We start from the raw sequence: 25,543 nt of genomic DNA, 5'->3' as shown, positions 1-25,543 counted from the left end.
GAGCTACAAGACCGAGCTGATCCGCCGGCGTGGACCGTGGCGAACGGTCGACGACGTCGAGTTCGCGACGCTCGAATACGTGTGGTGGTACAACCATCAGCGTCTGCACGAAGCGCTCGGTTACATGTCCCCGGCTGAATACGAGACCACCCTGATCGACATCTCACACGCCAGCGAGTCGGCCACCCCGGCCCTCGTAACCGCATAGGAACAAAACCTGGGGTACTTCAATCACATTCGAGTGTGGCGATTTCTCTCTCTACCAATCCGGAACCGCCCTGTACTCAGATGGGACGACCGGATACGAAGCCAGCTGCGACACCTACCAAGTGCCCGTCGAGAAAGTCCTCTGGTACTGCGACTACCCCCAGACTGCCGTCTACACAGACGGAACATCATCAGGGACGGACCCCGCGTGCATCCACGACGACGAGCCTGTGAACCCCGGCGGCGGCTACCCATACATTGCCTCCGAGGACCGCAACGGCGACGGAGTCGTCAACGGCTACGAACGCTGCGGCCTCGCCTGCGGCGAAGAACCCACCAGCGGCGACATCCAAACCCAACACGGCTGCGAACAGGGATACATCACTGGCGAGTTGTGCAGCCGATACAACTGACACCAGGAACCCGTTCGCAACGCATCTCACGTCAGCGTCGGAGCGCCGACGCCCACTCCGCGAAGTAGGCCCGCAACCTCGGGACCTCCTCCGAAGCAACAGGAATCATGCCGTCCGGGAATCGATTCAAACTGTCGAGCATGGACGCGAAGATCAGGCGATCGAAGCCCCTGTCCACCTCGGCAGCGCGTGACAGCAGGGTGACCTGATCGAACCGAGTTCGCAACGCATAGACGTCGCGAAATCCCTTGCCTCGGCACGATCGAACAGTGCAATTAGCTTTCGCCCCGCCAACTCTTCGGGCGCAAACGTCGGTCCCACAATGCTCGCCGTCGGCGCCATCCCCGGCACGGAATCCAGTGCGAGATCAACCAGCAGATCCTCATCGCCGTGAATCAGCAACCGGCAGTACGTTTCCGCGTCCTGAATGCGTTCAACCCGCCAATCCCGCTCGGCGGCTGCAGCCTCGAACGAATCGCGGGCCGTACCTACAGACGCGCCCGCCGAGCTAGTGAAAAAGTCGAGATCCTGCGTCGGACGCGTCGTCAGATTCTGCGCCACCAACGCCGCCCCACCCGCGAGAAGAAACCCCTTACTGGCAGGCAACGAAAAGAACAACCTGGCCACTCGAACCTGGAACGCCGTAAGCACACCCCCGCCTACGTCGCTCACGCGTCAGCAGTCAATTCGTCGACCACGGACTGCCACGCCGCCCGAACATCGCGCGGCACAACCAACTCCGGCCACAGATCGACCAGCAACGCACCGTCGATATACCTCAGCACATCCTCCGACCGACCCTCGCGCAGCACGATCTCGTACAACCGAGCTCGCTCCACACGGTCCGCCAACCGGAACTCCTGGCCGGGAGAGGACCAGTTCAACTCCACCGGCAACGTCACCGTCGCCAACGCCTCTGCGACCGGCAACCGCGGCAACGACGTCGGCACCCGATACACCCGACCACGAGCACCCGGCACATCCACGAACTCCACACGAGGCACAGCCGCTACATCGAAGCCCGCCTCCCCCAACAACCGCTCCACAGTCTCCAAAGACGGTGACTTGCGGCCGTTCTCGTACGCCGACAACGTCGGACGCGACGTATTCGCCCGGCGCGCGAGCTCGTCCTGCGTCAACCCAGCAGCACGACGCGCACGCTCGACGAGCCCGTGTCCAGCCATGACCACTACCCCCTCGAGGCTATGTATCCAATCGGATACCTTACGCCCAGAAACGAACTCTGCCCAGCATCCGGCGCCAACCGGAATTCGACTACCGACCGACGGGGCCCCTTCACAGAAGTTACGAACGATTTGCAACAACCCGTGACAAGCCGGCGAGCACAGACCACAAGACCTCCAGGTCGAGCGCCTGACCGAACCCACGTGGACCTCTGACCGTCCGACTTTGCCGACACGTGTTCAGATACGGAAAAGGCCCCCTGCCCCGCACAGTCGTGCAGTTCAGGAGGCCTATCGAGCTCCCCCGGCTGGACTCGAACCAGCAACCGTCCGATTAACAGTCGGAAGCTCTGCCAATTGAGCTACAGGGGATTACTCCGTGGCTTCGCACTCTCGTGCGGCCGAGAGAAACAATAGCGCACACCCCCATGGAAGTACCAAATCGCCCCCGTCAGGCAGGATGGACAGCACGTGAGAACGGGTATGGCGTGTGGAGCCTGCGGACGACCTGCCGGACATAGAGGAGGACAGTGATGATTCGTGTGGTTCTGGCTGCCGGGGCAGCGTATGTACTCGGAGCCAAGGCGGGGCGTGGTCGCTACGAGCAGATTCGCAAGACCGCGGCCGCGGTGGCGGGCAGTCCGGCGACGAAGAAGGTCATCGAGGTGAGCCGTCAGAAGTTGTCCGACTCGCTGAACACGCAGCCGAGGCTCGAGCCGATGAAGCCCATCGACGACGAGACCCAGCTGTACATCCCCCAGGATCAGTTGCGTAAGGGCTAGCCGGCGGCGGAGTCGTCCTCGACGTTGCCGATGGCCTGCTCCAGCAGACTCCGTCGGTACTGTTCGAGGGCGATGACGTCCCCGAGCAGCGCGTAGTACTCGTCCTGATTGTCGGCCGGTGACATGCGCTGCATCTTCGACTTCAGTTCGGCGACCTGTTCACCCACCCACACCTCCTGTAGACGCGCGAGCACTCCGCCGATGTAGCGGGTGAGCGCCGCGTCGGCCACGTTGATGTTCTCGACTGCGAGCTCCATCACCAGCGACTGCACGACGGGTCCGTCGGCCTGCTTCGCGACGGCATCGACCCACGCTCCCCCACCCAACCCCGCCGCGGTACCGCCCGCGGCGGCGACAGCCGCACTGACGGCCGCGTACGCGGGGTGTGTGAACGTCTCCGGCGGCAACGAATCGAACACCGAACCCGCGATCGCCGGATGCTGCAGCACCGACTTGAGCGCGTCGCGCTGCGGCCACAGGACCGGGTCTTTCGGGTGCGGTCGCGCAGGACCCGACGCGACCTCCGGCTCGTTCCGCGGCTTTTCGAACGGCGCCCGTTTGCCTCGGGCATCCCCGCCGCGCGCACCCTTCTTGGCCTCGTCCCGCACGCGCTTCAGCACCATCGCGGTGTCGTCCCACCCGGCCCAGCCGGCGAGCTGGCGTGCGTACTCGTCTCGCAGCGACGCGTCCTTGATGCGTGCGACGACCGGAACCGTCCGACGCAACGCTTCGACGCGTCCCTCGGGCGTGTCCAGATCATGTTCACTCAGAAGCGATTTGACGACGAACGCGAACATCGGTGTCCGACGCGCAACGAGATCGCGCACCGCGCCGTCACCGGACTTCTGCCGTAACTCGCACGGGTCCATGCCCTCCGGCGCGATGGCGACGAAGGTCTGTCCGGCGATCTTCTGGTCACCCTCGAACGCCTTCATCGCGGCGGCTTGACCGGCGGCGTCGCCGTCGAACGTGTAGATGACCTCGCCGCGAAAGTAGCTGTCGTCCATCATGAGTCGTCGCAGCATGGCGAGGTGGTCCTCACCGAACGCCGTGCCGCACGACGCGACTGCGGTCTTCACGCCGGCGAGATGCATCGCCATGACGTCGGTGTAGCCCTCGACGATGACGGCCTGATGCGACTTCGCGATCTCCTTGCGCGCGAGATCGAGGCCGAACAACACCTGAGACTTCTTGTACAGCATGGTTTCCGGCGTGTTGATGTACTTGCCGGGCATGGTGTCGTCGTCGAACAGCTTGCGCGCACCGAAGCCGATGACGTCGCCGCTCTGACTGCGGATCGGCCAGACGAGCCGTCGACGGAATCGGTCGATGGGTGTTCCGCGCTTGCCCGGCGTCGCCAGCCCGGCGTCGATGATCTCCTTGGCCTCGAAACCCCGACCGAGCAGATGCTTGGTGAGGGTGTCCCAGCCGTCGGGCGCATACCCGCAGCCGTACGTCAAAGCCGCCTGGCCGTCGAAGTTGCGCTCGGTGAGATAGTCACGGGCGGTCTGCGCATCCGGTTCACGCAGCCGCGCTGCGTAGAACTCCTGCGCGGCGGTGTTCGCAGCTATCAGACGCGCCCGGGTGCCTCGGTCACGTTGGACCGAGGTTCCTCCGCCCTCGTAGTTGATCGAGTAGTTCAGTCGATCCGCGAGTTGCTCGACGGCCTCGACGAACGAGATGTGTTCGATCTTCTGGAGGAAGGAGTAGGCGTCGCCGCCCTCGCCGCAGCCGAAGCAGTGGAAGTGCCCGTGATTCGGCCGTACGTGGAAGGACGGAGACTTCTCGTCGTGGAAAGGGCAGAGCCCCTTCATCGAGTCGCCGCCCGCGCGCTTGAGCGAGACGTAGTCACCGACGACGTCTTCGATCCGTGTGCGTTCGCGAATGGCGGCTATGTCACGTTCAGGAATTCGGCCGGCCACGCACGGCAGTCTAGTACTTCCCGTGGTCGACTCAGCCCCAGCTGGCTTGAGCTCCGAGGCTGCGCTTGTCGACCAGCTCGAGCCGACTCTCGGTGTACGACGCGATCTGATCGACGACCACGCGTGTCCGTTCGCCGTCACTCCCCGCCGCGTTCCAGGCGGGGACCAGGATCGGGTCCAATTCGGCGGGCGCAGAGCGCAACAACCACTCGGCGACGCGGTGAATCCGGTCACGTTGGCGTCCTTGGCGCACTTTGTGACTCGCGTCGGACATCACGTAACGCAGCGCCATCGTCTTCAGCAGCGCAACCTCGGACGCGACCACCGCGGGAATCTCCAGATCGGCGTCGTACCGCGACAGCGGATCGGTCCCCCACTTGACCCGGGTGGCGTCGATCGCAGCGGTGGCGAAGCGACCGACCAGTTCACTCGTCAAATGCTTCAGCGCGACCGATGCGGCGAGCGTTCCGTCGTATGTTCCGACCGCGACGACGACGGGCATGCGGGACAGTCTGTCGGCCGCCTCGATCAACTCTCCGGCGTCGAGACCGCGAAACTCGCGGACACCCAGTTCGGCCAACTCGCGCTGAGCTGTCGGATCGCCCAGTGCTCGCAGATCGATACGGGCATCGATGACGCCGTCCTCGACGTCGTGCACCGAGTAGGCGACGTCGTCGGCCCAGTCCATCGACTGCGCTTCCAGGCATCGCCGACGGTTGGGCGCCCCGTCGCGCACCCAGTCGAGAATCGGCTTGTCGTCGTCGTACGCCCCGAATTTCGCACCGGGCGACGGCCGAAGCCAGGGGTACTTGATGGCTGCGTCGAGCGAGGCGCGCGTGAGGTTCAGCCCGACGCTCCTGCCGTCGCCGTCCAGCACCTTCGGTTCGAGTCCGGTGAGGATGCGCAGGTTCTGAGCGTTGCCCTCGAAGCCACCGCAGTCGGCGGCGATCTCGTCGAGCGCCCTCTCACCGTTGTGGCCGTAGGGCGGGTGGCCGATGTCGTGCGCGAGCCCGGCGAGGTCGACCAGGTCGGGGTCCGCGCCGAGACCCTCGCCGATGCTGCGGCCGATCTGCGCGACCTCGAGCGAATGGGTCAACCGCGTGCGTGGGGTGTCGCCGTCGCGTGGGCCGGTGACCTGGGTCTTGTCGGCAAGTCGCCGGAGTGCCGCGCAATGCAGCACGCGGGCGCGATCACGGGCGAACGCGCTGCGGTGCGACGCGTTCTCATGGGTCGCGTCGAGCCCGGCTGTCTTCGGCGCCTCGGCGACGAAGCGCTCGTAGTCGTGTTCGCTGTAGGAGCTCAAGTTCACTGGCCTGCCGTGTAGGAGAAGTCCGCATTGAAGTGCGTCAGTTGGTACCAGAGCAACGCGCCGGTCTCGCGAGCGATTCCGTGCGCCTGCGACTCGCGGGTGTAGACGGCAGGGCCGGTACGCGTCGGCGACGTCCATGCGTCGAGGCCTGCGTCGCGGGCCATCGTGCGCGTGCGCAGCGAATGCCAGGGGTCACTGACCAGTACGACGGACGATTTGCCCTGCGCGAGCAGCGTCTGGCTGACGGCCTCGATGCTCTCGAGCGTGTCCGAGCCCTCCTCGACCGCGATCACGCGATCGGCCGGGACACCCTGCTCGATGAGATAGTTCCGACCCGACGCAGCTTCGGTGTACAGGTCGCCTTCCTGCTTGCCCCCGACGGTGACGACCTCGGGCGCGACGCCCTGCTCGAACAGGTCTGCAGCCTGGGACAGTCGCGCTTCGAACACGCTCGACGGTGTCCCCGAGTACTGAGCCGCACCGAGCACGACGATCGCGTCGGCGGCGGTGTTGTCGTCGATCCGGGCCACCTGCCACACGCGGAAGGCGGTACCACCGACGACGAGCAGACCGATCAGCACGACGCCCAGCACGAGCCGTGACACCCACCGTCCGAGCGTGCCGAAGAAGCCGAGCCGCGCGGGCTCGGGATCCGGCGGACCGTACGGGTCGCCGTAATGATCTCCGTACGGATCACGGTCGAGAGTCGAGTTCACCCCTCGAGTTTGCCAGCCACGCCGGTGAGCGCGACACGACGACACGCAGACCGGGTCACAGCCACCCGCGGCTCTCGGCCACACGGATGGCCTCGGCACGCGTCGTCGTACCCGTTTTTCCGATCGCCGAGGACAAATGGTTGCGCACGGTTCCTTCGGACAGATGCAGCGCCGCGGCGACGCGAGCAGCTGTGCCACCGGCCGCGGCTTCGCGCAGAACATCCCGCTCACGGGCGGTCAGCGGCGAGACGCCGTCGGTGAGGGTTTCCGTCGCCAGCGTCGGGTCCACGACGCGCAAGCCCATGTGGACGCGTCGGACGGCGTCGGCGAGCTGGCGGGCGGGAGTGTCCTTGACGACGAATCCGTCGGCGCCCGCATCGAGGGCACGTCGCAGATATCCGGGCCTGCCGAAGGTGGTGACGATCATCACCCGACACGACGGCACCGCCCGACGCAAGGCTGCAGTCGCGGCGATCCCGTCGAGACCCGGCATCTCCACGTCGAGCAACGCGACGTCGGGTAGATGGCGGGCGGCGGCAGCCACGACTTCGTCCCCTCGGCCGACTTCCGCGACGACCTCGAGATCGGACTCCAGGTCGAGCAGGGCGGCCAGCGCCCCACGCACGAGCGCCTGATCGTCGGCGAGCATCAATCGAATACTCATAAGCACTCCACCGCGAGACTGAAGCCACCCGCCGCCGATCGACCGACGGACAGCGACCCCTGTGCCGCGCGGACGCGATCGGCCAAGCCGCGCAACCCGTTTCCGTCCTCCCCCGACCGACCGGTCATGCCGGAACCGTCGTCGGAGATCTCGATGCGCGTCGCACCGAGGACAACGGTGCACCGCTCGGCGCCGCTGTGCCGAATCACGTTGGTGACGGCCTCGCGCAACGTCCATCCGAACAGTTCGCGGTTACGCAGAGGCACGACGTCGGCGTCGGCCGGTAGATCGGGTTCGATTCCCGCGGTCGCCAGTGCCGAACGCGCACTGGCCAATTCGGTGGCGATGTCGACCTTGCGCAAGCCTCCGACGGTCGACCGGACGTCGCTCAACGCCTCACGGGCGAGCGACTCCACCTGCCCGATCTCGACGGCAGCACGGGCAGGGTCGATATCGATCAACCGCCCGGCCAGTTCTGCTTTGACCGTGATGACGGTCAGCGAATGGCCGAGGATGTCGTGCACGTCGCGGCCGACGCGTTCCCGCTCGGCGACGATCGCCAGGTCTGCGAGTTGCTGACGCGCAGCGGCAAGTTCGTGATTGCGCTTGAACACCTGCGTGATTCCCCAGGCGGCAACGGCACTGATCACGAGTTGGAACGCGAAGAACGTGCCGGGATTCCATTCGGGGACGAGGCGGGGAACGATCTCGACGACGGCGACCATCACGGTAACCGTCGTCCAGGCCTGTCTGCTCGGCAGCGTCATGACGGCGAGGACGGCCATGTAGATCGTCGCGCCGAACGCCTGGGTACCCACCATTACCGCGAGAGCAACGACGAGAGCGCCCATCACGCCGAGTCCTGCCCACGCGTAGCTCATCGGAATTCGTCGGTTTGCTCGATTCGCGTTGCGGAAACCCCAGAACGTCGCGACGAACGTGGCACCGAACGCGATGATCACGAGCGTCGCGAGCACCTTCAGCCACACGGCCGGCAGTGAAAAAGCCTCTCCGAGTGGGTAAGCGAGGTAGAACAGCCAGATCATGCCGAAGGCCCAGCCGAAACGGGACATCCGACCCACGTTCTCGGATGCCTCCGTCTCGGCTGGTGTCATGGTGCTCACGGTAGTACCGGCCTCAGACACGCCGAGTGTCGCGTCGGAACAACATCGCGGCGCCGACGACGAACACCGCAGCCCACACGACCAGGTTCACCGCGGCGATCGCGAGCGTGCCGGCCGACGGTTCCGTGAACGGCGCGCGGGCGACGGTCGCGAGTCCGTACAGCGGGGTGAACCTCGCGAGAATCGGGAACCAGCCGTTGTCGGCGAGCGGAACGAACAATCCGCCCGCGAACGCGAGCACCGCAAGCACGGGGCCGAGCACCTGCATGACGTTCTCCGACGGCAGCAGGTATCCCATGAACAGCCCGAACGCGGCGAACACCGAGCTGCCGAGCCACGCGATGACTCCCGTCGACAACCACACCCACAGCGGCATGTCCGCCCCGAACGCGGCCGCAACGGCGAACACGACGACCACCGACGCCAGGCCCATCGTCATCGCGACCGACATCTTCGTGACGATGTAGGCGACCGGACGCAGCGGGGTCAGTCGCAGTTGTCTACTCCAGCCCTGTGCACGTTCGACCGACACCATCGCTCCCCCGCTCGTCGCGGCGAGCATCGCACCGTAGACGGCCATGCTGATCGCGATGAACGCCGTGACGTTGCCGTTCGCGAACGCGTAGTTGCTCGTGTAGTCGGACTGCGTCCCGAAGATCACGAAGAACACCGGCGGCATCACCAACGTGAACACGACGGTCCGGCGATTGCGGATCAGGCGTGTGATCTCCAGGCCGAGGAACGTCGGGCTGAAACCGCCCAGCGCCAACGTCTTTCGAGATGCAAGTGTGGTCATGTCCAGCTCCCTACGAGGTCGGCGGAACGATCGGTGGTCAGTGCGAGGAACGCGTCCTCGAGATTCCTGGAAACGATTTCGAGATCGGTCGCGCCGACGTCCAGCAAGTACCGCGCGACGGCATCGGAGTTCCGTCCGTGGACGAGTACGCGGTCCCCGCGCGTCTCCACCTTGTCGACGCCGGGCAGCTGCAGGACCGCGGATCGATCGATGCCCGGTGCGGTCGCGGTGACCGTGCGGCCCGATGCGAGATTCTTGACCTCGGCTGCACTGCCGTCGGCGACGATCCGGCCATGGCGCAGCAGCACGATCCGGTCCGCATACGCGTCGGCCTCGTCCAGGTAGTGGGTAGCGAACAGAACGGTTCGGCCGCGGCGGGCGTCGTGACGGATCGCATCCCAGAAGTCGCGTCGGCCTTCGACGTCCATGCCGGTCGTGGGCTCGTCGAGAACGAGCAGGTCCGGTTCCGGCAGCAACGCCAGCGCGAACTTCAGACGCTGCTGCTGGCCGCCCGAACATTTCCCGACGCGTCGGCCGCCGATATCAGCGATACCTGCCCGCTCGAGCACGTCGTCGACGGGTTGGGTTCGAGGGAACAGCGCTGCGGTGAGGCGCACCGTCTCCCGCACGGTCAGGTCACGGATCAGCCCACCGGACTGCATGACGGCGGCGACGCGTCCCGCGCTGATCGCGTCGGCCGGGGAGGTCCCGAAGACTTGGGCGCTGCCGGCGTCCGGGGTCGCGAGACCGAGCATCATGTCGATGGTCGTCGTCTTGCCTGCGCCGTTCGGACCGAGGAACGCGACCACTTCCCCTGGTTCGACGCGCAAACTGACGTCGGCGACAGCCTGCACGGACCCGTAGGACTTGTTCAGATGCTCGAGAAGCACTGCTGGTGTCGTTGTCATGAGAACAACTCTGCTGTCGATGCAGGTCCGTAGCCTCGTTCGAGCGTCACGACCCTGGCATGACAACTGTCACGACTCCGCCCGGAACGACCGTGCCGGTAGATTCTTCTCCCATGGCAGTCCGGCGCTTCTTCGCAGTCAGTGTCCTCACGACGATTCTCGGATTCGCAGCGTTGCTGGTTGCCGCGGCACCGGCGTCGGCCGACCGACCGTCCCGGCTCGCGGGTCAGATCACCGACACCGTCCAAGCTCTCGACGACGGTCAGATCGCCGACGTGCAGGCTGCGATCGACGACCTGTACGACTCCGATCGTGTCCGGTTGTGGGTGGTCTACGTCGCCGACTTCGACAACACCGATCCAGCGGCGTGGGCACAGGCGACGGCTCAGGCCAGCAGCTTCGGCGATCGCGACGTCCTGCTCGCAGTCGCGACCGTCGACCGTTCCTACAGCATGTGGGTCCCCACCGGGCTGACCGAGATCACCGACGCCGAGATCACGGAGATGCAGACGGACAACATCGAACCCGCTCTGCGCGAAAAGGATTGGGCAGGGGCGGCGATCGTCACGGCCGGCTCCCTCTCCGACGCCTATTCGTCCTCGGGATCCGGCGGATCGGCGACTCCGTGGCTCATCGGCGCGGGTGCGGTCGTCGTCGCGGGTGGCGGTGCCGTCGCCTATTCTTCGCGGCGGAAGAAGAAGCACCAGCAGGCAAGCATCGAGGCCGCGGAACGTATCGACCCCACCGACACCGCTGCACTGTCGGCCCTGCCGCTCGACGTGCTCGACGCGCGGGCTCACTCCATGCTCGTCGAGACCGACAACGCGGTACGGGCCAGCGAAGAAGAACTCGCGATCGCGCGATCGGAGTTCGGCGACACGACGGCGGCCCCGTTCATCACCGCGTTCGAGGAGGCGAAGAAAGCGCTCGGCGCCGCGTTCGAAGTTCGCCAGCGCCTCGACGACGCGATTCCCGAAACCCCTGATCAGCGCCGCTCGATGCTGATCCAGATCATCTCGTCGTGCGGACGGGCCGATCACGAACTCGACTCTCGCGTGGCCGAATTCGAGCAGATGCGCGACTTGCTGATCAACGCGGGGTCGACGCTCGACTCGCTGACGCAGGCGGTCGTCGCGCTGACCGTCCGCGTGCCGGAATCGGAGGCCGTGCTGGCTCGGTTGCACACCGAATTCGCCGAACCGGCCCTCGCGTCGATCTCGACGAACATCGTGATGGCCCGCGAGGACATCGAACTGGCCGAGCGCAACATCGAGGTGGGCCGTGCAGCAGCCGCGAAACCCGCAGGCCAGCAGGGCGAACTCGTCTCCGCCGTGCGCACGGCGGAGAAAGCCGTCGACCAGGCGCGGTCGTTGCTCGATGCAGTCGACCACGCGCAGAACGACATTCGGAACGCCATCGCAACGCTGCCCGCGGCGATCGAGGACGTGCGACGCGACATCGCGAACGCGGCCACGTTGACCGAGCACGGCGGTCAGGAACTGCAGACCGCCCGCGCCGCGGCCGAGGAGGCGCTACGGAGCGCGGTGGCGTCGCAGTCCGCCGATCCGCTGGGCAGCTTCAACCGACTCGTGGAGGCGGATCGTCACCTCGACGCCGTGATCGACTCCGCGACCGAAGCCAAGACGCAGGAGGACCTCCTTCGCGCTCGGCTGCAGCGGGACCTCGGCGGCGCACAATCCCAGATCACCGCAGCCAAGGACTACATCTCGACCCGGCGTGGTGGCGTCGGCGCCACTGCGAGGACACATCTCGCCGAAGCCGAACGGCACTTCGACGCGGCACGGCACCTCGAGGCGTCGGATCCGGCCGCGGCACTCCAACATGCCCAAGCTGCAGCACAATTGGCGTCGCGCGCGTCGCAGCAGGCACAGGCCGACGTCCGGGACTGGGAAGACAGCCGGCGCCCACGCGGAGGATCCGGGGGCGGTACCGCAGGTGCGGTCCTCGGCGGCATCCTCATCGACAGCGTGCTCCGCGGAAGCCGTGGGGGCGGCGGTTTCGGGGGCGGATTCGGCGGGGGCGGATTCGGTGGTGGCGGCTTCGGCGGCGGTGGAGGGTTCGGCGGCGGCGGGGGCGGCGGACGCGCAAGTGGTGGCCGGTTCTAGTCCGACGGTTCCCCCGGATAGAGCGAATGACGCCCTCGGTCACTCTGAGTGACCGAGGGCGTCATTCGGTAGTACTGCTAGCCGGAATCACGCACCCAGCAGGCGCGCTCCCAGGTAGGCCTCGACCTGATCCAGTGCGACCCGCTCCTGCGCCATCGTGTCACGCTCACGGATGGTGACGGCTTGGTCGTCGAGGGTGTCGAAGTCGACCGTGATGCAGAACGGTGTACCGATCTCGTCCTGGCGACGGTAGCGACGGCCGATGGCACCGGCGTCGTCGAATTCGACGTTCCAGAACTGACGCAACTGCTGAGCGAGGTCCTTCGCCTTCGGCGTCAGGTCGGCGTTACGCGAGAGAGGCAGAACCGCGACCTTGACCGGCGCCAGACGACGGTCGAGCTTGAGCACGACGCGCTTGTCGACGCCGCCCTTGGCGTTGGGGGCCTCGTCCTCGGTGTACGCGTCGACGAGGAACGCCATCAGCGAACGCGTCAGACCTGCTGCAGGTTCGATGACGTACGGCGTGTAGCGAGTGTCGGTGGCCTGCTCGTAGAAGCTGAGGTCCTGGCCCGACGCCTTCGAGTGCACCGACAGGTCGTAGTCGGTGCGGTTGGCGATGCCTTCGAGCTCGCCCCACTCACTGCCCTGGAAGCGGAAGCGGTACTCGATGTCGACCGTCCGCTTGGAGTAGTGCGACAGCTTCTCCTGAGCGTGCTCGTAGAGACGCAGGTTCTCCGGGTCGATGCCGAGGTCGGTGTACCACTTCATGCGGTAGTCGATCCAGTACTGGTGCCACTCGTCGTCCTCGCCGGGCTTGACGAAGAACTCCATCTCCATCTGCTCGAACTCGCGCGTGCGGAAGATGAAGTTGCCGGGGGTGATCTCGTTGCGGAAGCTCTTGCCGATCTGACCGATACCGAACGGCGGCTTCTTGCGTGACGTCGTCAGCACGTTGGCGAAGTTGACGAAGATTCCCTGTGCCGTCTCGGGGCGCAGGTAGTGCAACCCCTCTTCGTTGTCGACGGGACCGAGGTAGGTCTTGAGCAGACCGGAGAACGCGCGCGGCTCGGTCCACTGGCCAGGGTCGCCGGTTTCGGGATCGCGGATGTCGGCGAGGCCGTTCTCGGGAGGGTGCCCGTGCTTTTCCTCGTACGCCTCGATGAGGTGGTCGGCACGGTAGCGCTTGTGCGTGATGAGCGACTCGACCAGCGGGTCGGAGAACGTCTCGACGTGACCTGAGGCCTCCCACACCTCACGCGGCAGAATCACCGACGAATCGAGGCCGACGGTGTCTTCGCGACTGGTGACCATGTTGCGCCACCACTGCTTCTTGATGTTGTCCTTGAGCTCGACGCCGAGGGGGCCGTAGTCCCAGGCAGACTTGGTACCGCCGTAGATCTCGCCGCAGGGGTACACGAGTCCTCGACGCTTGGCGAGGTTGGCGACGGTTTCGACTTTGGACTTGGGTGCCACTGGCGGAGCTCTCCATCTTGTGTCTGGTGAGAGGGACTTTCTTCAGGCACCGAGCCTATCGGTCGTGACCACTTTCTCCGAACACTGCCTACCTCGTTTGACATGCGCACTTATGCATATCAAAATGGAAGTGATTTGCATTAACAGTCGCTGGACTAGTCTGTAGCGATACCCCGACACCACCCGAAGGAGTTTTCCGTTGGCAATGCTGGAAACCGACCCTTCACCTCTCGGGGACGACGATCGCACGGACGAGGGCCTGGCTGCCCACTCCCACGACCCGTTCGCGTCGGTCCCCCCTGCTCCCGTTCCTCCGAAGGACACGCTGGTCGCAGCCGGTGACATTCTGCGCGCATTGGCAGCGCCCGTACGCATCGCGATCGTTCTCCAACTGCGCGAGTCCGAGCGATGCGTCCACGAGCTCGTCGGTGCGCTCGGCGTCACCCAGCCCTTGATCAGCCAGCACCTGCGTGTGCTCAAGTCGGCAGGTGTCGTCCGCGGTGAACGCAACGGTCGTGAGGTGCTCTATCGTCTCGTCGACGATCATCTCGCACACATCGTCGTCGACGCCGTCGCCCACGCAGAAGAGAGCTGATATTCGTGACCGAATCTCCCGCGCCGCGCAAACCTGTGGCCGTCGGCGTCCGCGCAACCAAGCAGCGCAGCGCCATTTCCGATCTTCTCGACAACATCGAGGAGTTCCGGTCGGCACAGGATCTGCACGACGAACTGCGCAAGCGCGGTGAGGGAATCGGCCTGACCACGGTGTACCGAACGCTGCAGACGCTGGCCGACGCGGGCACCGTCGACGTATTGCGCACCGACACCGGCGAATCCGTCTACCGACGCTGCTCGTCCGGCCACCACCATCACCTCGTGTGCCGCGACTGCGGTTACACGGTCGAGGTCGAGGGCCCGACCGTCGAGAAGTGGTCGCAGAACGTCGCCGAGAGCAACGGGTTCAGCGACGTCAGCCACACGGTCGAAATCTTCGGCACCTGCAGCGAGTGCAAGGCCAAGTAGCTCAGGGCAGGAGTCCCTCGCGGGCCTTCTCGACTCCGGCCAGGACGAGAACGAGCATCGTCATCAACGGTTCGTCGTTGAGGCCGGACGCCGGAAAGATGTAGCGCAGCAACACATCTGCCATCTTGCCGTGCACGTTCACGGAGATGGATCCGAACTGCGACTCGGAATTGCGATCTGCCACCTTCTTGTGCAGCGACGCTTTGACGGGCCGATCCCACGCCAAGACCGCCGTCAACGACAGCACTTCCAGACCCGGTGCGAGCTCGACGGACCTGAGCGAGCACAGCGCGCCCGCATAATCGAATCCGAGCGAACCGTCCTCCCCCACGTTCACGGTCGCGAACTGCGACAGCGCGATCTCGGCTCGTGACTGCAGCGTCAGGCCCTCACTCATACTTGACTCCCCCGAATCTGCGGTCGCGAGAGGCGAATTCGACACACGCTGCCCACAGGTCTCGGCGGTCGAAGTCCGGAAACAGCTTCTTCTGGAACACGAACTCCGCGTACGCCGACTGCCAGATCAGGAAGTTCGACGTGCGCTGCTCCCCCGACGGGCGCAGGAACAAGTCGACGTCGGGCATGTCGGACTCGTCGAGATACTTGGCGACGGTTGCCTCGGTGATTCGTTCCGGATCCAACCTACCTGCCGCGACCTCGCGTGCGATTTCCTTTGTCGCATCGGCGATCTCGGCGCGACCGCCGTAATTGACACACATCGTCAACGTCATGACGGTGTTCTTCTTCGTCAGTTCCTCGGCGATCTCGAGTTCCTTGATGACGCTGCGCCACAACCGCGGTCGCCTACCGGCCCACCGGACCCGAACACCCATCTCGTTCATCTCGTCGCGTCGACGACGAATCACGTCGCGGTTGAAGCCCATCAGGAACTTCACCTCGTCCGGACTGCGCTTCCAGTTCTCCGTCGAGAACGCGTACGCCGACAACCACTTGACGCCGATGTCGATGCATCCGCACACGGTGTCCATGAGCACTGCCTCGCCACGCTCGTGGCCCGCGGTACGCGGCATGCCACGTTCCTGCGCCCAGCGACCGTTACCGTCCATGACGAGTGCGACGTGCTTCGGAATCAACTCCGGCTGCAGGATCGGCGGCTTGGCCCCCGACGGGTGCGGATCCGGAGGACGTACCCCCCGCATCCCGTCAGGCTGAGTGCGCGGCTCGCGTCGAAGAATCACGGTCTTCATCCTGCCCGACGGCCGGCGCCGGGGCCGAATCAGGCTCGCTGCGATGCGGCGCTTCTCGTTCGATGAGCGGCAACGTCCGCAGTTGCCGCTCCAGATGCCACTGCAGGTGGGCTGCGACGAGACCGCTGGCCTGACCACGCACGGCCACCGACGTCGTCTCGGTGAAGGCCCACTCCCCGCGTTCGAGCGCGACCATCAGGTCGAGGACACCGCTCGTCGGCGTCGCCGAGCCGGGAGGCCTGCAGTGCACGCACACCGAACCACCCGCGGCGACATGAAACGCACGATGCGGTCCAGGCGCCGCGCAGCGTGCACATTCGGTCAACGACGGCGCCCAGCCTGCGAAACCCATCGCACGCAGCAGGAACGCGTCGAGAATCAGTTCGGGGGGCCGAGTGCGGTCGGCCAATGCACGCAATGCCCCGACCGTGAGCTGATGCAGCCGCTTCGCCGGCGCGTGTTCTTCACCCGCGAGCCGCTCGGCGGTCTCGAGGATCGCGCAGCCGGTGGTGTAGCAGCCGTAATCGGTGACGATGTCGCCACCGAACGCGTTGACCGTGTGCACCTGGGTGATGATGTCCAGATTACGGCCGGGGTGGAGCAGAACGTCGATGTGCGCGAACGGCTCCAACCGCGCGCCGAACTTGGACTTCGTGCGGCGCACCCCCTTCGCAACGGCTCGGACGATGCCGTTGTCGCGCGTCAGGAGCGTGACGATGCGGTCGGCTTCGCCCAGCTTGTGCTGGCGCAGCACGACTGCGTTGTCCCGGTAGAGCCTCACGTGGTCCAGTGTCCCACGACCTCCGCCATCGCAGCTCGCAAGAGTCCTCCTCCTGTCGCTGCGAGCCGAACCGCACGCCCAACGCCGTTCGGCAGCGAGGTCACCGCTGCGTAGACGCCGGATCGACCGTCCATCTTGTCCAGTGGTGCGGTCGTACGCTTCATGACCGCATCATCGGGGCGACGCCCAAGCAAATACACCGTTGCGAAGGCACGCAGGCCCGAGCGTGGAGACGGCAACGACGACGCATGCTGGGCGTCGAGCGCCAGGATGCGACCGGCCGTAGTCACCCTGACACACGAGCGAAAGCTGCCGAACGTCTCGGCCGTCACCTCGGTGTGCACGACGACCGCGTCGGTGAGCACTACGATTCCCGACCCCAACTTCACGTGCGTGTCCTGACGCGCATGCGCGAACGCAGTGAGTATCCGCGGTTCGGGTCGGAAGGCCAGCTCCGCACCGTCGTCGACGCGTAGCTCGGTGCGCTCGGCACCTGCGCGACCGTCGGGCACACCGGTGACGAGCATCGCCCCCTGCCCGACGACCTCGATGCGGGCGCCAGTCGTTGCCGCGATCCGTTGTCCGATCCGATCCCCCGGATGCAGCGACGCACCCGAGTTCTGCACGATGACCCGACCACGACCGGGATCCGACGCGTCGAGGTAAAACATCCGGCCCACCGTCTGGGGCCAGCGATAGCGTCGCCGATCGAACACCGTGCGCGCCCCGGTCGTGGTGAACGACAGGTCCAGTGCCAGCGGAGTGGTCACCCGAACAGAACCTCGTGGTCGAATACGTCGACCACCTCGCCGATTCCGATTCCTGCGCGCGCGTTGGTGCACACGATCGGACGTCCGCCGCGCACGTCGTCGGCTTGTTTCAGCATCAGTTGCAGATCGGCACCCACGTACTGCGCGAGGTCGATCTTGTTGACCACCAACAGATCACAGCGCACGACGCCCGGTCCGCGCTTACGCGGTATGTCGTCTCCCCCGGCAACGTCGATGACGAACACCCAATAGTCGACGAGGTCGCGCGAGAATGTCGACGCCAGGTTGTCACCGCCGCTCTCGAGCAGCAGAACCTCGGTGTCGGGAAATTCGGCTTCGAGCCGGTCGGCCATCGCGATGTTCAGCGACGGGTCTTCTCGGATCACGGTGTGCGGGCATCCCCCAGCTTCGACCGCACGGACGCGCGCCGGGTCGATCAAGCCCGATCGCCGGACTCGTTCGGCGTCCTCCTCGGTCACCAGGTCGTTGGTGATGACCGACACCGACCGATGTCTCCTGGCGAACTCCGCGATCAATTGTTCGACCAGAGCCGTCTTTCCCGAGCCGACGGGTCCGCCGATTCCGATTCGTGCCGCCCGTAATGCGTTCATCGAAGCATGTACCTCCGCGAGAAGGGAACCGACGTTGCCGGCTCACCGGTGAGCAGTTGTCCGTCGGCACGCACGTCGAATGTGCGGGGGTCGACGTCGATGTGTGGCAATGCCGAATTGCGCACCATGTCGCTCTTGCGCAAGTGCCGTACGGAGTCGATCGTCACGACGTTCTTCCGCAGGCCCAGCGCCTCGGGAAGTCCGGCGTCGGTCGCCAAGGACGACATGAAAACGAAACCGAGCTTCTCGGGCGCGCTGCCGAGTGAACCCCAGTTCGCCCTCTGCACAACGGGTTCGGACCGTGAGATGCTTCCGGCGGCGTCACCGAGCGCCGCCCACGCGACGAATCCGTTCTTCATGACGAAGTTCGGCTTCACCCCGAAGAACGCAGGTGACCACAGGACGAGATCCGCGATCTTGCCGACCTCCACGGACCCGAGGTGTCGTCCCGCACCGATCGAAATCGCCGGATTGACCGTCAGCTTCGCCACATACCGCTTGACGCGTTCGTTGTCCGACGCGGCCGTTGTCTCCTCGGGAAGCCGCCCGACGCGCTGCTTCATGACGTCCGCCAACTGCCAGCAATTCGCGGTGTTCTCGGCGACTCGACCCATTCCCTGGGTGTCGCTTCCGAAGATCGAGATCGCTCCCATGTCGTGAAGGAAGTCTTCGGCGATCATCGTCTGCGGCCGAATCCGTGCTTCTGCGAACGCGACGTCCTCCGGCGCGTTCCAGTTCATGTTGTGCGCTTCCATCGTCATCGGTACACCTTCGTCGAGCGCGTACGCGGTGTACGGATTCGTCGGATTGGTCGACGCCGGAATCACATTGTCGTATCCGACGCATCGGATCAGGTCGGGCGCGTGCCCTCCGCCTGCTCCCTCGACGTGATACATGTGGATGGTGCGGTCGCCGATGGTCGACATCGTCGTCTCTGCGAATCCGAACTCGTTGATGGAGTCGGTGTGCAGGTGGACGGCGAAGTCCGCCGAATCGGCCGCACGCAACGTGGCGTCGATGACCGCGGGCGACGCACCGAAGTCCTCGTGGATCTTCACCGCCCCCGCCCCTGCCGCAACGGATTCCAGGACGGAATCCGCGTCGGACGACCCACGTCCGAACGCCACGAAGTTCATCGCGGAATACTCACCGCCCCGGAGGAACAGTCCGAGGTTGCGCGTACTACCGGACCCGACCTCGAACGCCGGGCCCGGTGAACCACCGATCAACGTCGTCGTGCCCGTGGACAAAGCATGTTCGGACTGTTGCGGAGAAATCAGATGTGCATGAGTCTCGATCGTGCCGGCCGTGACTATCAAGCCTTCGGACGGAATCGGTGTGGTCATGTGCCCGACGGTCATCCCCGGAGTCACGTCGGGCATGACGTCGGGATTACCCGCCTTGCCGATACCCACGATTATTCCGTCACGAATACCTATGTCCGCCTTTATGATTCCCGTAACCGCATCGATGATGGTCGCGTTCGTGAACACGTAGTCCAGCGCCCCGGTCGACGACGTCGTATTCGGTCGATATCCCTCGCCGTCACGTACGTTCTTCCCTGCGCCGGCCAGCAACTCGTATCCGGATGTCGTCAAATCCTTCTCGATCTCGACGAACAGATTCGAATCCGCCAGCCGGATACGGTCTCCCGTCGTCGGGCCGAACATGCGGATGTACGACGCACGATCGATGCGCATCACGCGGCCTCACCTCCATCGAGCGGACCATTGACCAGACCGCGAAAACCGTGTGCAACGCGATCGCCCTGCATCGGCACGAGCCGGACCGTCACCGCAATCCCCGGCTCGAAGCGGACTCCCGCTCCCGCCGCGACCTCGAGCTTGTGTCCCCACGCCGCCCGCCGGTCGAACTCGAGTGCGTCGTTGACTTCGAAGAAATGCGTCTGGCTACGGACCTGCACGTCCCGGTCTCCGGTGTTGACGACGCGCACTTCGATCGATTCGAGATCGCCGAACACCTCGACGGGCGAGTCCGACGCGAGAATTTCACCGGGCACGATCTCGTCAGGGCCGCCCGCAATCGGGTCGACGACGGTGACGAGCTTGGTTCCTTCCGCGAACGGGGCGTCGACGAGCAGGATCGAAATCATCTGCGGCACACCGTCCATCACCTGATCGGCGGTCAGCACGTGGCACGCGTGGTCGATGACCGCGTCGAACGTCATGTCCTTCCTGGCGGCCAGCATGATTTCGTCGGTCAAAAGAGCGACGGCCTCGGGGTGGGTGAGCCGGACGCCCTCGGCTAGATTGCGCCGAGCGATCTGCGCTGCGGTGAACACCGTCAGACGCTCCATCTCGGTAGGGGTGAGCAACACCGATGTCTCCTTCGGAAGAAAATTAGCTGGCGAACAATCGGATTCCGTCGCTGCGACGCTGCGCGGCGATATCTGCGAACGCGGTGAACGACGACGGTTGTCGGTCGACGGGCGCGTCCAGGATCTCGGACAGCACGGCCTCTGCGGCTATCATCACTCGCTGCGACCCGATGTGTCCGGTCACACCGAGTCGCAGTGCAGCGCTGGCGATTCCGGACAGAACCTGCCATCCGCTGATTGCCTCGGCCGCCGACGTACTCAGACCGAGGCCGCGGTAGGAGACTGCCTGTGCGACCGGGAGATGACCGGGTGCATCGCCTGTCAGGACCATGGCCCGATAGGCGACGGCGTCGGCATTGTCGAGCGAGGCGAAGGTCGACAGCAACGCCGCTCCCGATCGCCGCGACGCCTCGCGGAGGGTCGACGTCACGGTCGACGCCTCCGCAAGGTCGTCCGCCTCACGAGGATCGTTCCATGCCCGCCGAAGCACGACACGATCTTGGGTGTGCCACCGAGAAGCAATGGCTTCCTCCGCGAACGCGGCGACGTCGGCCTCGTCGACGACGAATCCGTCACGGACGGCGCCTTCGAGTCCCGAGGAGAAAGCGAATCCTCCCGATGGGAAGGCGCTGTCCGCCAACCGGAGAACGGCGAGTAGCTCCGTCGACGTCACTCGGGAATCTGTTCGACGCCGCCCGATGCGAGTAGGTCCTCGATGCGTGCACGGTAATCCGATTCGGGTCCTTCGAGCGTCACCGTCATCGTCGCGTCCACCATCGCTGCCTTCCAGTGCAGGTGCCCTGCCAGGAAGCCCAACCGGAGTGCCGATGCTGCATCCGTCGCGTGCAGGACCATTTCACGTGGTTGCCCGGCACGGACGACGACCGCGCCGCTGTCGTTCATCAGCAGGACGGCCCCGTCGACCAACCTCTTGTCTCGCGGCAGTGCGATCGCGTAGTCGACACCGGCGTCGGACGTCACCCGAAGACGACTGCGATCGAGATCGGCGGGATCGAGGTGCACGTACTCGACGCGATGCCCGTGACGCAGTTCGTGCAAGACGGTCGCGATATCGGACTCGAGCTCGTGCCCCACGATCTCCTCGATCACGACGATAGACGAGACCGCGGCACGTGAGGCCGTCATACCGGTACTGGCGCCGCAGAGGCCACCGGCGCGATACGTCCGACGACGTCGCTCGCCTGCTCCAGCGCGTACCCGACCTGCAGGATTTCGGCTTCGTGGAATGGCTTGCCGATGATCTGGACACCGATCGGGAGGCCCATCGCGGAGAACTCTGCAGGGACCTGCAACGCGGGAAGGCCGGTCACGTTGGCCGGAGCGGACATTCGCGAATACGCGCTCGTCGCGCCCTCGACCACACCGTCGTTCCAGCGGAAGTACGGGTCCTCGCGCAACGCTGCGACACCGGGAACAGTCGGACCGAGTAGAACATCGATGTCCTTGTACATGTCCCGCCACGCTTCTTGAATCCGAGTGCGCAGGCGAATGGAGTTGATGTAGTCGGTGGCCAGAACGGCTTCGCCTGCCTCGACGAGAGTCCGGACTTCCTCGGTGAACTTCTCGGGAGAGTGCCGCAGCGCATCCATGTGGTAGGCACTGGCTTCGGCCGTCAGGATGCCCCATTCGACCGGCAGAATGTACTCGGCCAGCGGGATCTCCACCTCGACCAGTTCTGCTCCGAGGCCCTGCAGCACCTCCGCTGCGCGTCGCGCGACGTCTTGGGTCTCCTGCTCGACGTGATAGGTGTAGAAGTTCGTCGGGATGCCGATTCGCTTGCCTGCCACACCGCCGTCGATCCCGGTGACGAAGTCGGGAATGCCGAGATTCACCGAGGCCGGGTCGCGACGGTCGTATCCCGACATGGCTGCCATGACGAGGCCTGCGTCGACGACGTTGCGTGTCAGTGGTCCGACATGGTCGAGCGACCACGACAGCGACGCGACGCCTGCTCGCGAAGCGCGTCCGAACGTCGGCTTGAGCCCGACGGTTCCGCACAGACCCGCCGGAATACGGATCGAACCGCCCGTGTCGCTACCGAGAGCCACGTGGACGATGCCTGCACCGACGGCCGCGCCCGATCCACCCGACGACCCACCGGGTGTGCGTGTGGGATCCCACGGGTTTCCGGACGTCGGAGTCGTTGCGCCGTAAGCGAACTCGTGCGTGTGGGTCTTGCCGACCATGACCATGCCCGCGTCGTACAACTTCGCCACGGACGCCGAGTCCGCCGTCGGCACGTTGTCGGCACGCTGCGCCGAACTGGAGGTGGTGAGGATCCCTGCGGTGTCGTAGAGGTCCTTGACGCCGAGCGGAATTCCGTGCAGTGCGCCCTTGTAGTTGCCTGCGGCGATCTCCGCCTCGGCGGCCGCGGCCTGCGCGAGTGCGTGCTCCCCCGTCACCGTGACGAACGACGTGATGGCGGGTTCGACCTCGGCGAGACGATCGAGTGAGGACTGCGCGACCTCGACGGGCGAGACTTCCTTCGATTTGATCTTGTCAGCGACGTCGGACAGCGAGAGTTCGTAGAGTTCCATGTGCGTGCCTTTCCGATGCTATGTGTGCCTATTCCCAGGACGCGTTGAATGCTGCGGCGGGGACGGTTTCGCCGATGCCGCGGATGCTGGCTTTGCGGATGAGCGCGAGAGTGGAGCTGTAGGTGTCGAATTCGGAGTCGAGACGCTGGGCACTCACCGGTAATCCGGCGTACTCGAACACCGTCGCGAGCTGCTCTTTCGACGGCTGGAAATCGTTGTCTGTCATAGTAATTCTCCTGTCTTGACGGATGCCGCGGAGGGTACTGCCGCGGCGAAGTCGGTCCGGGCTTCGAATGCCTGCCCGACGGCGAAGGCAAGTGCTTCCTGGAATGGTGGTGTCATGATTTGCAAGCCCACCGGCAGCCCTCCGTCGTCGAATCCGCACGGCACCGACAGCGCGGGCATCCCGGTGACGTTGGCCGGGACTGTCAGTGCGTTGAGTGCGTTGAGCACGTCGATGTCGTTGTCGCCCAACGGCGATCGGACGGAGCCAAGAACGGGTGCGGTACCGGCGATCGTCGGCGACAGCAACGCGTCGACGCCGGCGAAAACGCTGTGCATGCCGGCCGTGACGACGGATCGGGCGCGCTGCGCGTCCACGTATGCAACACCCGTGTGAAGGTGACCGGCGCGGAGCGCGTCGACGACGTCGGGGCCGAACAGATCCGGGCGTTCGTTCGCGCGGTGCTGATGGAACGACGCCGCTTCGACGCTGGCGACGACTCCGACAATGTCCGGCGACAATTCGACGCCGGGGAACGTCACCGGCACGATGGTCGCGCCCGCCCGTTCCAGTTCGCGAACGGCGTCCTCGAACGCCGACGCCACGCCGGGCTCCAGGCGATCGCAGAAGTACTGCTCGCTGACTCCGAGACGCAGGCCGTCGACTCCGCGGTCCAGCATTGCGGTGAAATTCGGTACCGCGATCTGCGCACTGTACGGATCCTGCGGGTCGTGACCCGCGAGCACACCGAGAGCGGCGGCCGCGTCGGCGACGGTGGTCGTCAACGGTCCGGCATGGTCGAGCGTCCAACTGAGCACGGTCACACCGCGTTTGCTGACTCGGCCGTACGTCGCCTTCATGCCCGTGACCCCGCACAGTGCAGCCGGGATGCGGATGGAACCACCGGTGTCGGTTCCCATCGCGATGGGCGTTAACCGAGCACCGACCGCCGCACCCGAACCACCGCTCGACCCACCGGGGACACGATCGAACCCCCACGGGTTCTTCGTCGGTGGCGTCGTGACGCCGTACGCGTACTCGTGCGTCGTGGTCTTGCCGATCAAGATTGCACCAGCGTCCCGCAGTGCCGTCACCGTTGCCGCGTCGGCTGCCGCCGGTGCATCCGACGACGCGAGCGATCCGGATCGGGTGGGATGCCCGACGGTGTCGTACAGGTCTTTGACCGCGAACGGAACTCCGCGCAGCGGCCCACCTGGGATGCCGGACCGCACGGCTTCACGCTGCAGCAGCGCATCGGCTCGTGCTTCTTCGGCAGCGACGAGGACGAACGATTCGAGAGCTGGGTCGACGGCCGCGATCCGGTCCAAGTATGCGTCCACGACGTCGACGGGGTCGAGCTCGCCCGATTCGACGCCGCGATTGATGGCCAGCGCGGTCGCCTGTGTGGGTTCGATCATCGCGGGCCTCCTGCGGTCGTGTCGAGAATCAGCGGCAGTGGATCGCTGGGTGCGACGGCCGCAGCCAGTCGCTTCGCCGATGCCAGCGATGACCCAGCCGCCTGGTCGACGTCGCCGACGATTGCGTCTGCAATTCCGTGAGAGCGCAGATATTCTGCTGCCCAACTGTATTCGCTCACGATGCCACCGCCGCGGGTTCGAGGACCGCGTCGACCAGAGCGCGTGTGAGGGCAGTCTCGGGTGTGGTCAGCAGATCGTCGACGGGCCCCGATTCGACGAGCGTTCCGTGGTCGAGGACACCTGCGTGGTCGCACATGTGCTCGACCAGCGCGAGGTTGTGGGTGATCAGAAGCATCGTCAGATCTCGTTCCTGTTGAAGGTCTTTGAGAAGGTTCAGGATCTGCGCCTGCACCGAGACGTCGAGGGCTGCGGTGGGTTCGTCGAGTACGAGGAAGTCGGGGTCGGTGATCAGCGCCCGCGCGATGCCCAGGCGCTGACGCTGACCGCCGGAGAATTCGTGGATGTAGCGGTCGTAGTGCGCCGCTTCCATGCCGACGCGGCTGAGCATGTCGAGGACGCGGCTGCGAATCTCTCCCTTGTCCGCCATGCGGAATCGTTCGAGCGCGAATCCGATCTGCGCGCCGACGCTGCGACGCGGGTTGAATGCCGACCCGGAATCCTGGAACACGATCTGCATGCGCTTGCGGTAACGACGCATGTCGAGCTCGGACATCGTGGTGATGTCGTTGCCCTCGAAATGAACCGAACCCGATGTGGCCTTCTCGAGAGCGAGGACCATGCGGCCCGTAGTGGTCTTACCCGACCCGGATTCCCCGATCAGGCCGTAGGTTTCGCCCTTGGCAATGTCGAAACTGATCGAGTCGACGGCGACGAATTCAGTGGCGGCCTTCTTGTCACCGCGAACCTTGTACACCTTGCGCAGGTCGCGCACGGCAATCAGGGGGTCGGCAAAGTCTGGTTCGATCATC

Annotated in this window: 30 protein-coding genes and 1 tRNA gene; 6 read left to right on the top strand and 25 right to left on the bottom strand. The window is 65.3% G+C overall.

Going from position 1 to position 25,543, the window contains the following annotated elements; translation table 11 throughout:
- Together DK926_RS21755 and DK926_RS21750 are read left to right on the top strand one after the other, a co-directional pair.
- Positions 1-208 (top strand): IS3 family transposase (locus DK926_RS21755; protein ID WP_165839644.1); only part of this gene is annotated, 208 nt, incomplete at its 5' end.
- Positions 209-329: 121 nt separating this feature from the next.
- Positions 330-620, top strand: coding sequence for a hypothetical protein (locus tag DK926_RS21750; protein WP_243636950.1), 291 nt, complete (start codon positions 330-332; stop codon positions 618-620).
- Between the two features lie 153 nt (positions 621-773).
- Here DK926_RS21750 and DK926_RS21745 read toward each other — a convergent pair whose 3' ends face one another.
- From DK926_RS21745 to DK926_RS21735, 3 genes are all read right to left on the bottom strand, one after another.
- Positions 774-1,292, bottom strand: a complete 519-nt coding sequence (locus tag DK926_RS21745) for a nucleotidyl transferase AbiEii/AbiGii toxin family protein (RefSeq protein ID WP_207890884.1) — start codon at positions 1,290-1,292, stop codon at positions 774-776.
- Positions 1,289-1,804 carry a helix-turn-helix transcriptional regulator gene (locus tag DK926_RS21740; RefSeq protein WP_114332131.1) on the bottom strand — a complete coding sequence of 172 codons (516 nt, stop codon included), beginning with the start codon at positions 1,802-1,804 and terminating at the stop codon, positions 1,289-1,291. Before DK926_RS21740 ends, DK926_RS21745 begins: the two co-directional genes overlap by 4 nt.
- A gap of 299 nt (positions 1,805-2,103) precedes the next feature.
- Positions 2,104-2,176 (bottom strand) — tRNA-Asn (locus DK926_RS21735).
- A gap of 161 nt (positions 2,177-2,337) precedes the next feature.
- On the opposite strand from DK926_RS21735, the gene DK926_RS21730 reads away from it, so the two are divergent.
- Positions 2,338-2,586: a hypothetical protein gene (locus DK926_RS21730; protein ID WP_068420463.1), complete on the top strand. Its 249-nt coding sequence runs from the start codon at positions 2,338-2,340 to the stop codon at positions 2,584-2,586.
- Here the strand turns inward: DK926_RS21730 and dnaG are convergent.
- The 7 genes from dnaG to DK926_RS21695 form a co-directional block, all read right to left on the bottom strand.
- Positions 2,583-4,508 carry a DNA primase gene (gene dnaG / locus DK926_RS21725; RefSeq protein ID WP_114332130.1) on the bottom strand — a complete coding sequence of 642 codons (1,926 nt, stop codon included), beginning with the start codon at positions 4,506-4,508 and terminating at the stop codon, positions 2,583-2,585. The two genes, DK926_RS21730 and dnaG, sit on opposite strands and share 4 nt — an antisense overlap.
- A 31-nt stretch (positions 4,509-4,539) precedes the next feature.
- Complete coding sequence (locus DK926_RS21720; protein ID WP_114332129.1) at positions 4,540-5,817, bottom strand: deoxyguanosinetriphosphate triphosphohydrolase; 1,278 nt, start codon at positions 5,815-5,817, stop codon at positions 4,540-4,542.
- Positions 5,814-6,422: a YdcF family protein gene (locus tag DK926_RS21715; protein ID WP_243636953.1), complete on the bottom strand. Its 609-nt coding sequence runs from the start codon at positions 6,420-6,422 to the stop codon at positions 5,814-5,816. The genes DK926_RS21720 and DK926_RS21715 overlap by 4 nt, the downstream gene beginning before the upstream one ends.
- Positions 6,423-6,588: 166 nt before the next feature.
- Complete coding sequence (locus DK926_RS21710) at positions 6,589-7,197, bottom strand: response regulator transcription factor (RefSeq protein WP_114332127.1); 609 nt, start codon at positions 7,195-7,197, stop codon at positions 6,589-6,591.
- Positions 7,194-8,312, bottom strand: a complete 1,119-nt coding sequence (locus DK926_RS21705; RefSeq protein ID WP_243636949.1) for a histidine kinase — start codon at positions 8,310-8,312, stop codon at positions 7,194-7,196. The genes DK926_RS21710 and DK926_RS21705 overlap by 4 nt, the downstream gene beginning before the upstream one ends.
- A 22-nt stretch (positions 8,313-8,334) precedes the next feature.
- The gene (locus DK926_RS21700) at positions 8,335-9,117 is read right to left on the bottom strand and encodes an ABC transporter permease (protein ID WP_114332125.1); all 783 of its coding nucleotides are present in this window, start codon (positions 9,115-9,117) and stop codon (positions 8,335-8,337) included.
- Positions 9,114-10,025: an ABC transporter ATP-binding protein gene (locus DK926_RS21695; protein ID WP_114332124.1), complete on the bottom strand. Its 912-nt coding sequence runs from the start codon at positions 10,023-10,025 to the stop codon at positions 9,114-9,116. The genes DK926_RS21700 and DK926_RS21695 overlap by 4 nt, the downstream gene beginning before the upstream one ends.
- Before the next feature lie 113 nt (positions 10,026-10,138).
- On the opposite strand from DK926_RS21695, the gene DK926_RS21690 reads away from it, so the two are divergent.
- On the top strand, positions 10,139-12,151 hold the full coding sequence (locus tag DK926_RS21690) for a TPM domain-containing protein (RefSeq protein WP_114332123.1): 2,013 nt from the start codon (positions 10,139-10,141) through the stop codon (positions 12,149-12,151).
- An 87-nt stretch (positions 12,152-12,238) separates the two neighbouring features.
- On the opposite strand, the gene DK926_RS21685 is transcribed toward DK926_RS21690, so the two are convergent.
- Positions 12,239-13,624 (bottom strand): glycine--tRNA ligase, encoded by a 1,386-nt coding sequence (locus tag DK926_RS21685; RefSeq protein WP_114332122.1) that lies wholly within the window; start codon positions 13,622-13,624, stop codon positions 12,239-12,241.
- A 205-nt stretch (positions 13,625-13,829) separates the two neighbouring features.
- Between DK926_RS21685 and DK926_RS21680 the strand changes: the two genes are divergently transcribed.
- Positions 13,830-14,219, top strand: a complete 390-nt coding sequence (locus tag DK926_RS21680) for a metalloregulator ArsR/SmtB family transcription factor (RefSeq protein WP_068420448.1) — start codon at positions 13,830-13,832, stop codon at positions 14,217-14,219.
- Between the two features lie 5 nt (positions 14,220-14,224).
- Entirely contained in the window at positions 14,225-14,647 is a 423-nt protein-coding gene (locus DK926_RS21675) for a Fur family transcriptional regulator (protein ID WP_114332121.1), read from the top strand.
- A 1-nt stretch (position 14,648) separates the two neighbouring features.
- On the opposite strand, the gene DK926_RS21670 is transcribed toward DK926_RS21675, so the two are convergent.
- Genes DK926_RS21670 through DK926_RS21605 form a run of 14 tightly spaced genes read right to left on the bottom strand, consistent with a single transcriptional unit; the run spans position 14,649 to position 25,542 of the window.
- On the bottom strand, positions 14,649-15,044 hold the full coding sequence (locus tag DK926_RS21670; protein WP_068420445.1) for a hypothetical protein: 396 nt from the start codon (positions 15,042-15,044) through the stop codon (positions 14,649-14,651).
- The gene (locus DK926_RS21665) at positions 15,037-15,855 is read right to left on the bottom strand and encodes an isoprenyl transferase (protein ID WP_114332120.1); all 819 of its coding nucleotides are present in this window, start codon (positions 15,853-15,855) and stop codon (positions 15,037-15,039) included. The genes DK926_RS21670 and DK926_RS21665 overlap by 8 nt, the downstream gene beginning before the upstream one ends.
- Positions 15,812-16,636: a DNA repair protein RecO gene (gene recO, locus DK926_RS21660; RefSeq protein ID WP_114332119.1), complete on the bottom strand. Its 825-nt coding sequence runs from the start codon at positions 16,634-16,636 to the stop codon at positions 15,812-15,814. Before recO ends, DK926_RS21665 begins: the two co-directional genes overlap by 44 nt.
- A complete protein-coding gene (locus tag DK926_RS21655; RefSeq protein WP_114332118.1) occupies positions 16,633-17,406 on the bottom strand; it encodes an urease accessory protein UreD in 774 nt (257 codons plus the stop codon). Before DK926_RS21655 ends, recO begins: the two co-directional genes overlap by 4 nt.
- Positions 17,403-18,017 (bottom strand): urease accessory protein UreG, encoded by a 615-nt coding sequence (gene ureG, locus DK926_RS21650; RefSeq protein ID WP_114332117.1) that lies wholly within the window; start codon positions 18,015-18,017, stop codon positions 17,403-17,405. The genes DK926_RS21655 and ureG overlap by 4 nt, the downstream gene beginning before the upstream one ends.
- Entirely contained in the window at positions 18,014-19,717 is a 1,704-nt protein-coding gene (gene ureC, locus DK926_RS21645) for an urease subunit alpha (protein WP_206031261.1), read from the bottom strand. Before ureC ends, ureG begins: the two co-directional genes overlap by 4 nt.
- Entirely contained in the window at positions 19,717-20,355 is a 639-nt protein-coding gene (ureB, locus tag DK926_RS21640; protein WP_114332115.1) for an urease subunit beta, read from the bottom strand. Before ureB ends, ureC begins: the two co-directional genes overlap by 1 nt.
- 22 nt (positions 20,356-20,377) lie before the next feature.
- Positions 20,378-21,028: an urease accessory UreF family protein gene (locus DK926_RS21635; protein ID WP_114332114.1), complete on the bottom strand. Its 651-nt coding sequence runs from the start codon at positions 21,026-21,028 to the stop codon at positions 20,378-20,380.
- On the bottom strand, positions 21,025-21,501 hold the full coding sequence (locus tag DK926_RS21630; RefSeq protein WP_068420433.1) for an urease accessory protein UreE: 477 nt from the start codon (positions 21,499-21,501) through the stop codon (positions 21,025-21,027). Before DK926_RS21630 ends, DK926_RS21635 begins: the two co-directional genes overlap by 4 nt.
- Positions 21,498-22,913 (bottom strand): amidase, encoded by a 1,416-nt coding sequence (locus DK926_RS21625; protein WP_114332113.1) that lies wholly within the window; start codon positions 22,911-22,913, stop codon positions 21,498-21,500. The genes DK926_RS21630 and DK926_RS21625 overlap by 4 nt, the downstream gene beginning before the upstream one ends.
- A gap of 28 nt (positions 22,914-22,941) precedes the next feature.
- Positions 22,942-23,139, bottom strand: a complete 198-nt coding sequence (locus tag DK926_RS21620) for a hypothetical protein (protein ID WP_068420430.1) — start codon at positions 23,137-23,139, stop codon at positions 22,942-22,944.
- Complete coding sequence (locus DK926_RS21615) at positions 23,136-24,554, bottom strand: amidase (RefSeq protein WP_114332112.1); 1,419 nt, start codon at positions 24,552-24,554, stop codon at positions 23,136-23,138. The genes DK926_RS21620 and DK926_RS21615 overlap by 4 nt, the downstream gene beginning before the upstream one ends.
- Positions 24,551-24,733, bottom strand: coding sequence for a hypothetical protein (locus DK926_RS21610; RefSeq protein ID WP_114332111.1), 183 nt, complete (start codon positions 24,731-24,733; stop codon positions 24,551-24,553). Before DK926_RS21610 ends, DK926_RS21615 begins: the two co-directional genes overlap by 4 nt.
- Positions 24,730-25,542, bottom strand: a complete 813-nt coding sequence (locus DK926_RS21605; RefSeq protein WP_243636948.1) for an ATP-binding cassette domain-containing protein — start codon at positions 25,540-25,542, stop codon at positions 24,730-24,732. Before DK926_RS21605 ends, DK926_RS21610 begins: the two co-directional genes overlap by 4 nt.
- Between the last annotated feature and the right edge of the window lies 1 nt (position 25,543).

It is taken from the genome of Rhodococcus sp. Eu-32 (assembly GCF_003336925.1).
Lineage (GTDB): Bacteria > Actinomycetota > Actinomycetes > Mycobacteriales > Mycobacteriaceae > Rhodococcoides > Rhodococcoides kyotonensis_B.
This window is presented reverse-complemented; position numbering and strand designations above follow the sequence as displayed.

What these genes read in the sequence shown, in the direction of transcription:
- DK926_RS21740 (WP_114332131.1), bottom strand. Translation starts at nt 1,804, where the DNA reads ATGGCTGGACACGGGCTCGTCGAGCGTGCGCGTCGTGCTGCTGGGTTG.
- DK926_RS21730 (WP_068420463.1), top strand. Translation starts at nt 2,338, where the DNA reads ATGATTCGTGTGGTTCTGGCTGCCGGGGCAGCGTATGTACTCGGAGCC.
- DK926_RS21710 (WP_114332127.1), bottom strand. Translation starts at nt 7,197, where the DNA reads ATGAGTATTCGATTGATGCTCGCCGACGATCAGGCGCTCGTGCGTGGG.
- DK926_RS21705 (WP_243636949.1), bottom strand. Translation starts at nt 8,312, where the DNA reads ATGACACCAGCCGAGACGGAGGCATCCGAGAACGTGGGTCGGATGTCC.
- DK926_RS21700 (WP_114332125.1), bottom strand. Translation starts at nt 9,117, where the DNA reads ATGACCACACTTGCATCTCGAAAGACGTTGGCGCTGGGCGGTTTCAGC.
- DK926_RS21695 (WP_114332124.1), bottom strand. Translation starts at nt 10,025, where the DNA reads ATGACAACGACACCAGCAGTGCTTCTCGAGCATCTGAACAAGTCCTAC.
- DK926_RS21690 (WP_114332123.1), top strand. Translation starts at nt 10,139, where the DNA reads ATGGCAGTCCGGCGCTTCTTCGCAGTCAGTGTCCTCACGACGATTCTC.
- DK926_RS21680 (WP_068420448.1), top strand. Translation starts at nt 13,830, where the DNA reads ATGCTGGAAACCGACCCTTCACCTCTCGGGGACGACGATCGCACGGAC.
- DK926_RS21670 (WP_068420445.1), bottom strand. Translation starts at nt 15,044, where the DNA reads ATGAGTGAGGGCCTGACGCTGCAGTCACGAGCCGAGATCGCGCTGTCG.
- DK926_RS21665 (WP_114332120.1), bottom strand. Translation starts at nt 15,855, where the DNA reads ATGAAGACCGTGATTCTTCGACGCGAGCCGCGCACTCAGCCTGACGGG.
- ureG (WP_114332117.1), bottom strand. Translation starts at nt 18,017, where the DNA reads ATGAACGCATTACGGGCGGCACGAATCGGAATCGGCGGACCCGTCGGC.
- ureC (WP_206031261.1), bottom strand. Translation starts at nt 19,717, where the DNA reads ATGCGCATCGATCGTGCGTCGTACATCCGCATGTTCGGCCCGACGACG.
- DK926_RS21630 (WP_068420433.1), bottom strand. Translation starts at nt 21,501, where the DNA reads ATGACGGCCTCACGTGCCGCGGTCTCGTCTATCGTCGTGATCGAGGAG.
- DK926_RS21625 (WP_114332113.1), bottom strand. Translation starts at nt 22,913, where the DNA reads ATGGAACTCTACGAACTCTCGCTGTCCGACGTCGCTGACAAGATCAAA.
- DK926_RS21620 (WP_068420430.1), bottom strand. Translation starts at nt 23,139, where the DNA reads ATGACAGACAACGATTTCCAGCCGTCGAAAGAGCAGCTCGCGACGGTG.
- DK926_RS21615 (WP_114332112.1), bottom strand. Translation starts at nt 24,554, where the DNA reads ATGATCGAACCCACACAGGCGACCGCGCTGGCCATCAATCGCGGCGTC.
- DK926_RS21605 (WP_243636948.1), bottom strand. Translation starts at nt 25,542, where the DNA reads ATGATCGAACCAGACTTTGCCGACCCCCTGATTGCCGTGCGCGACCTG.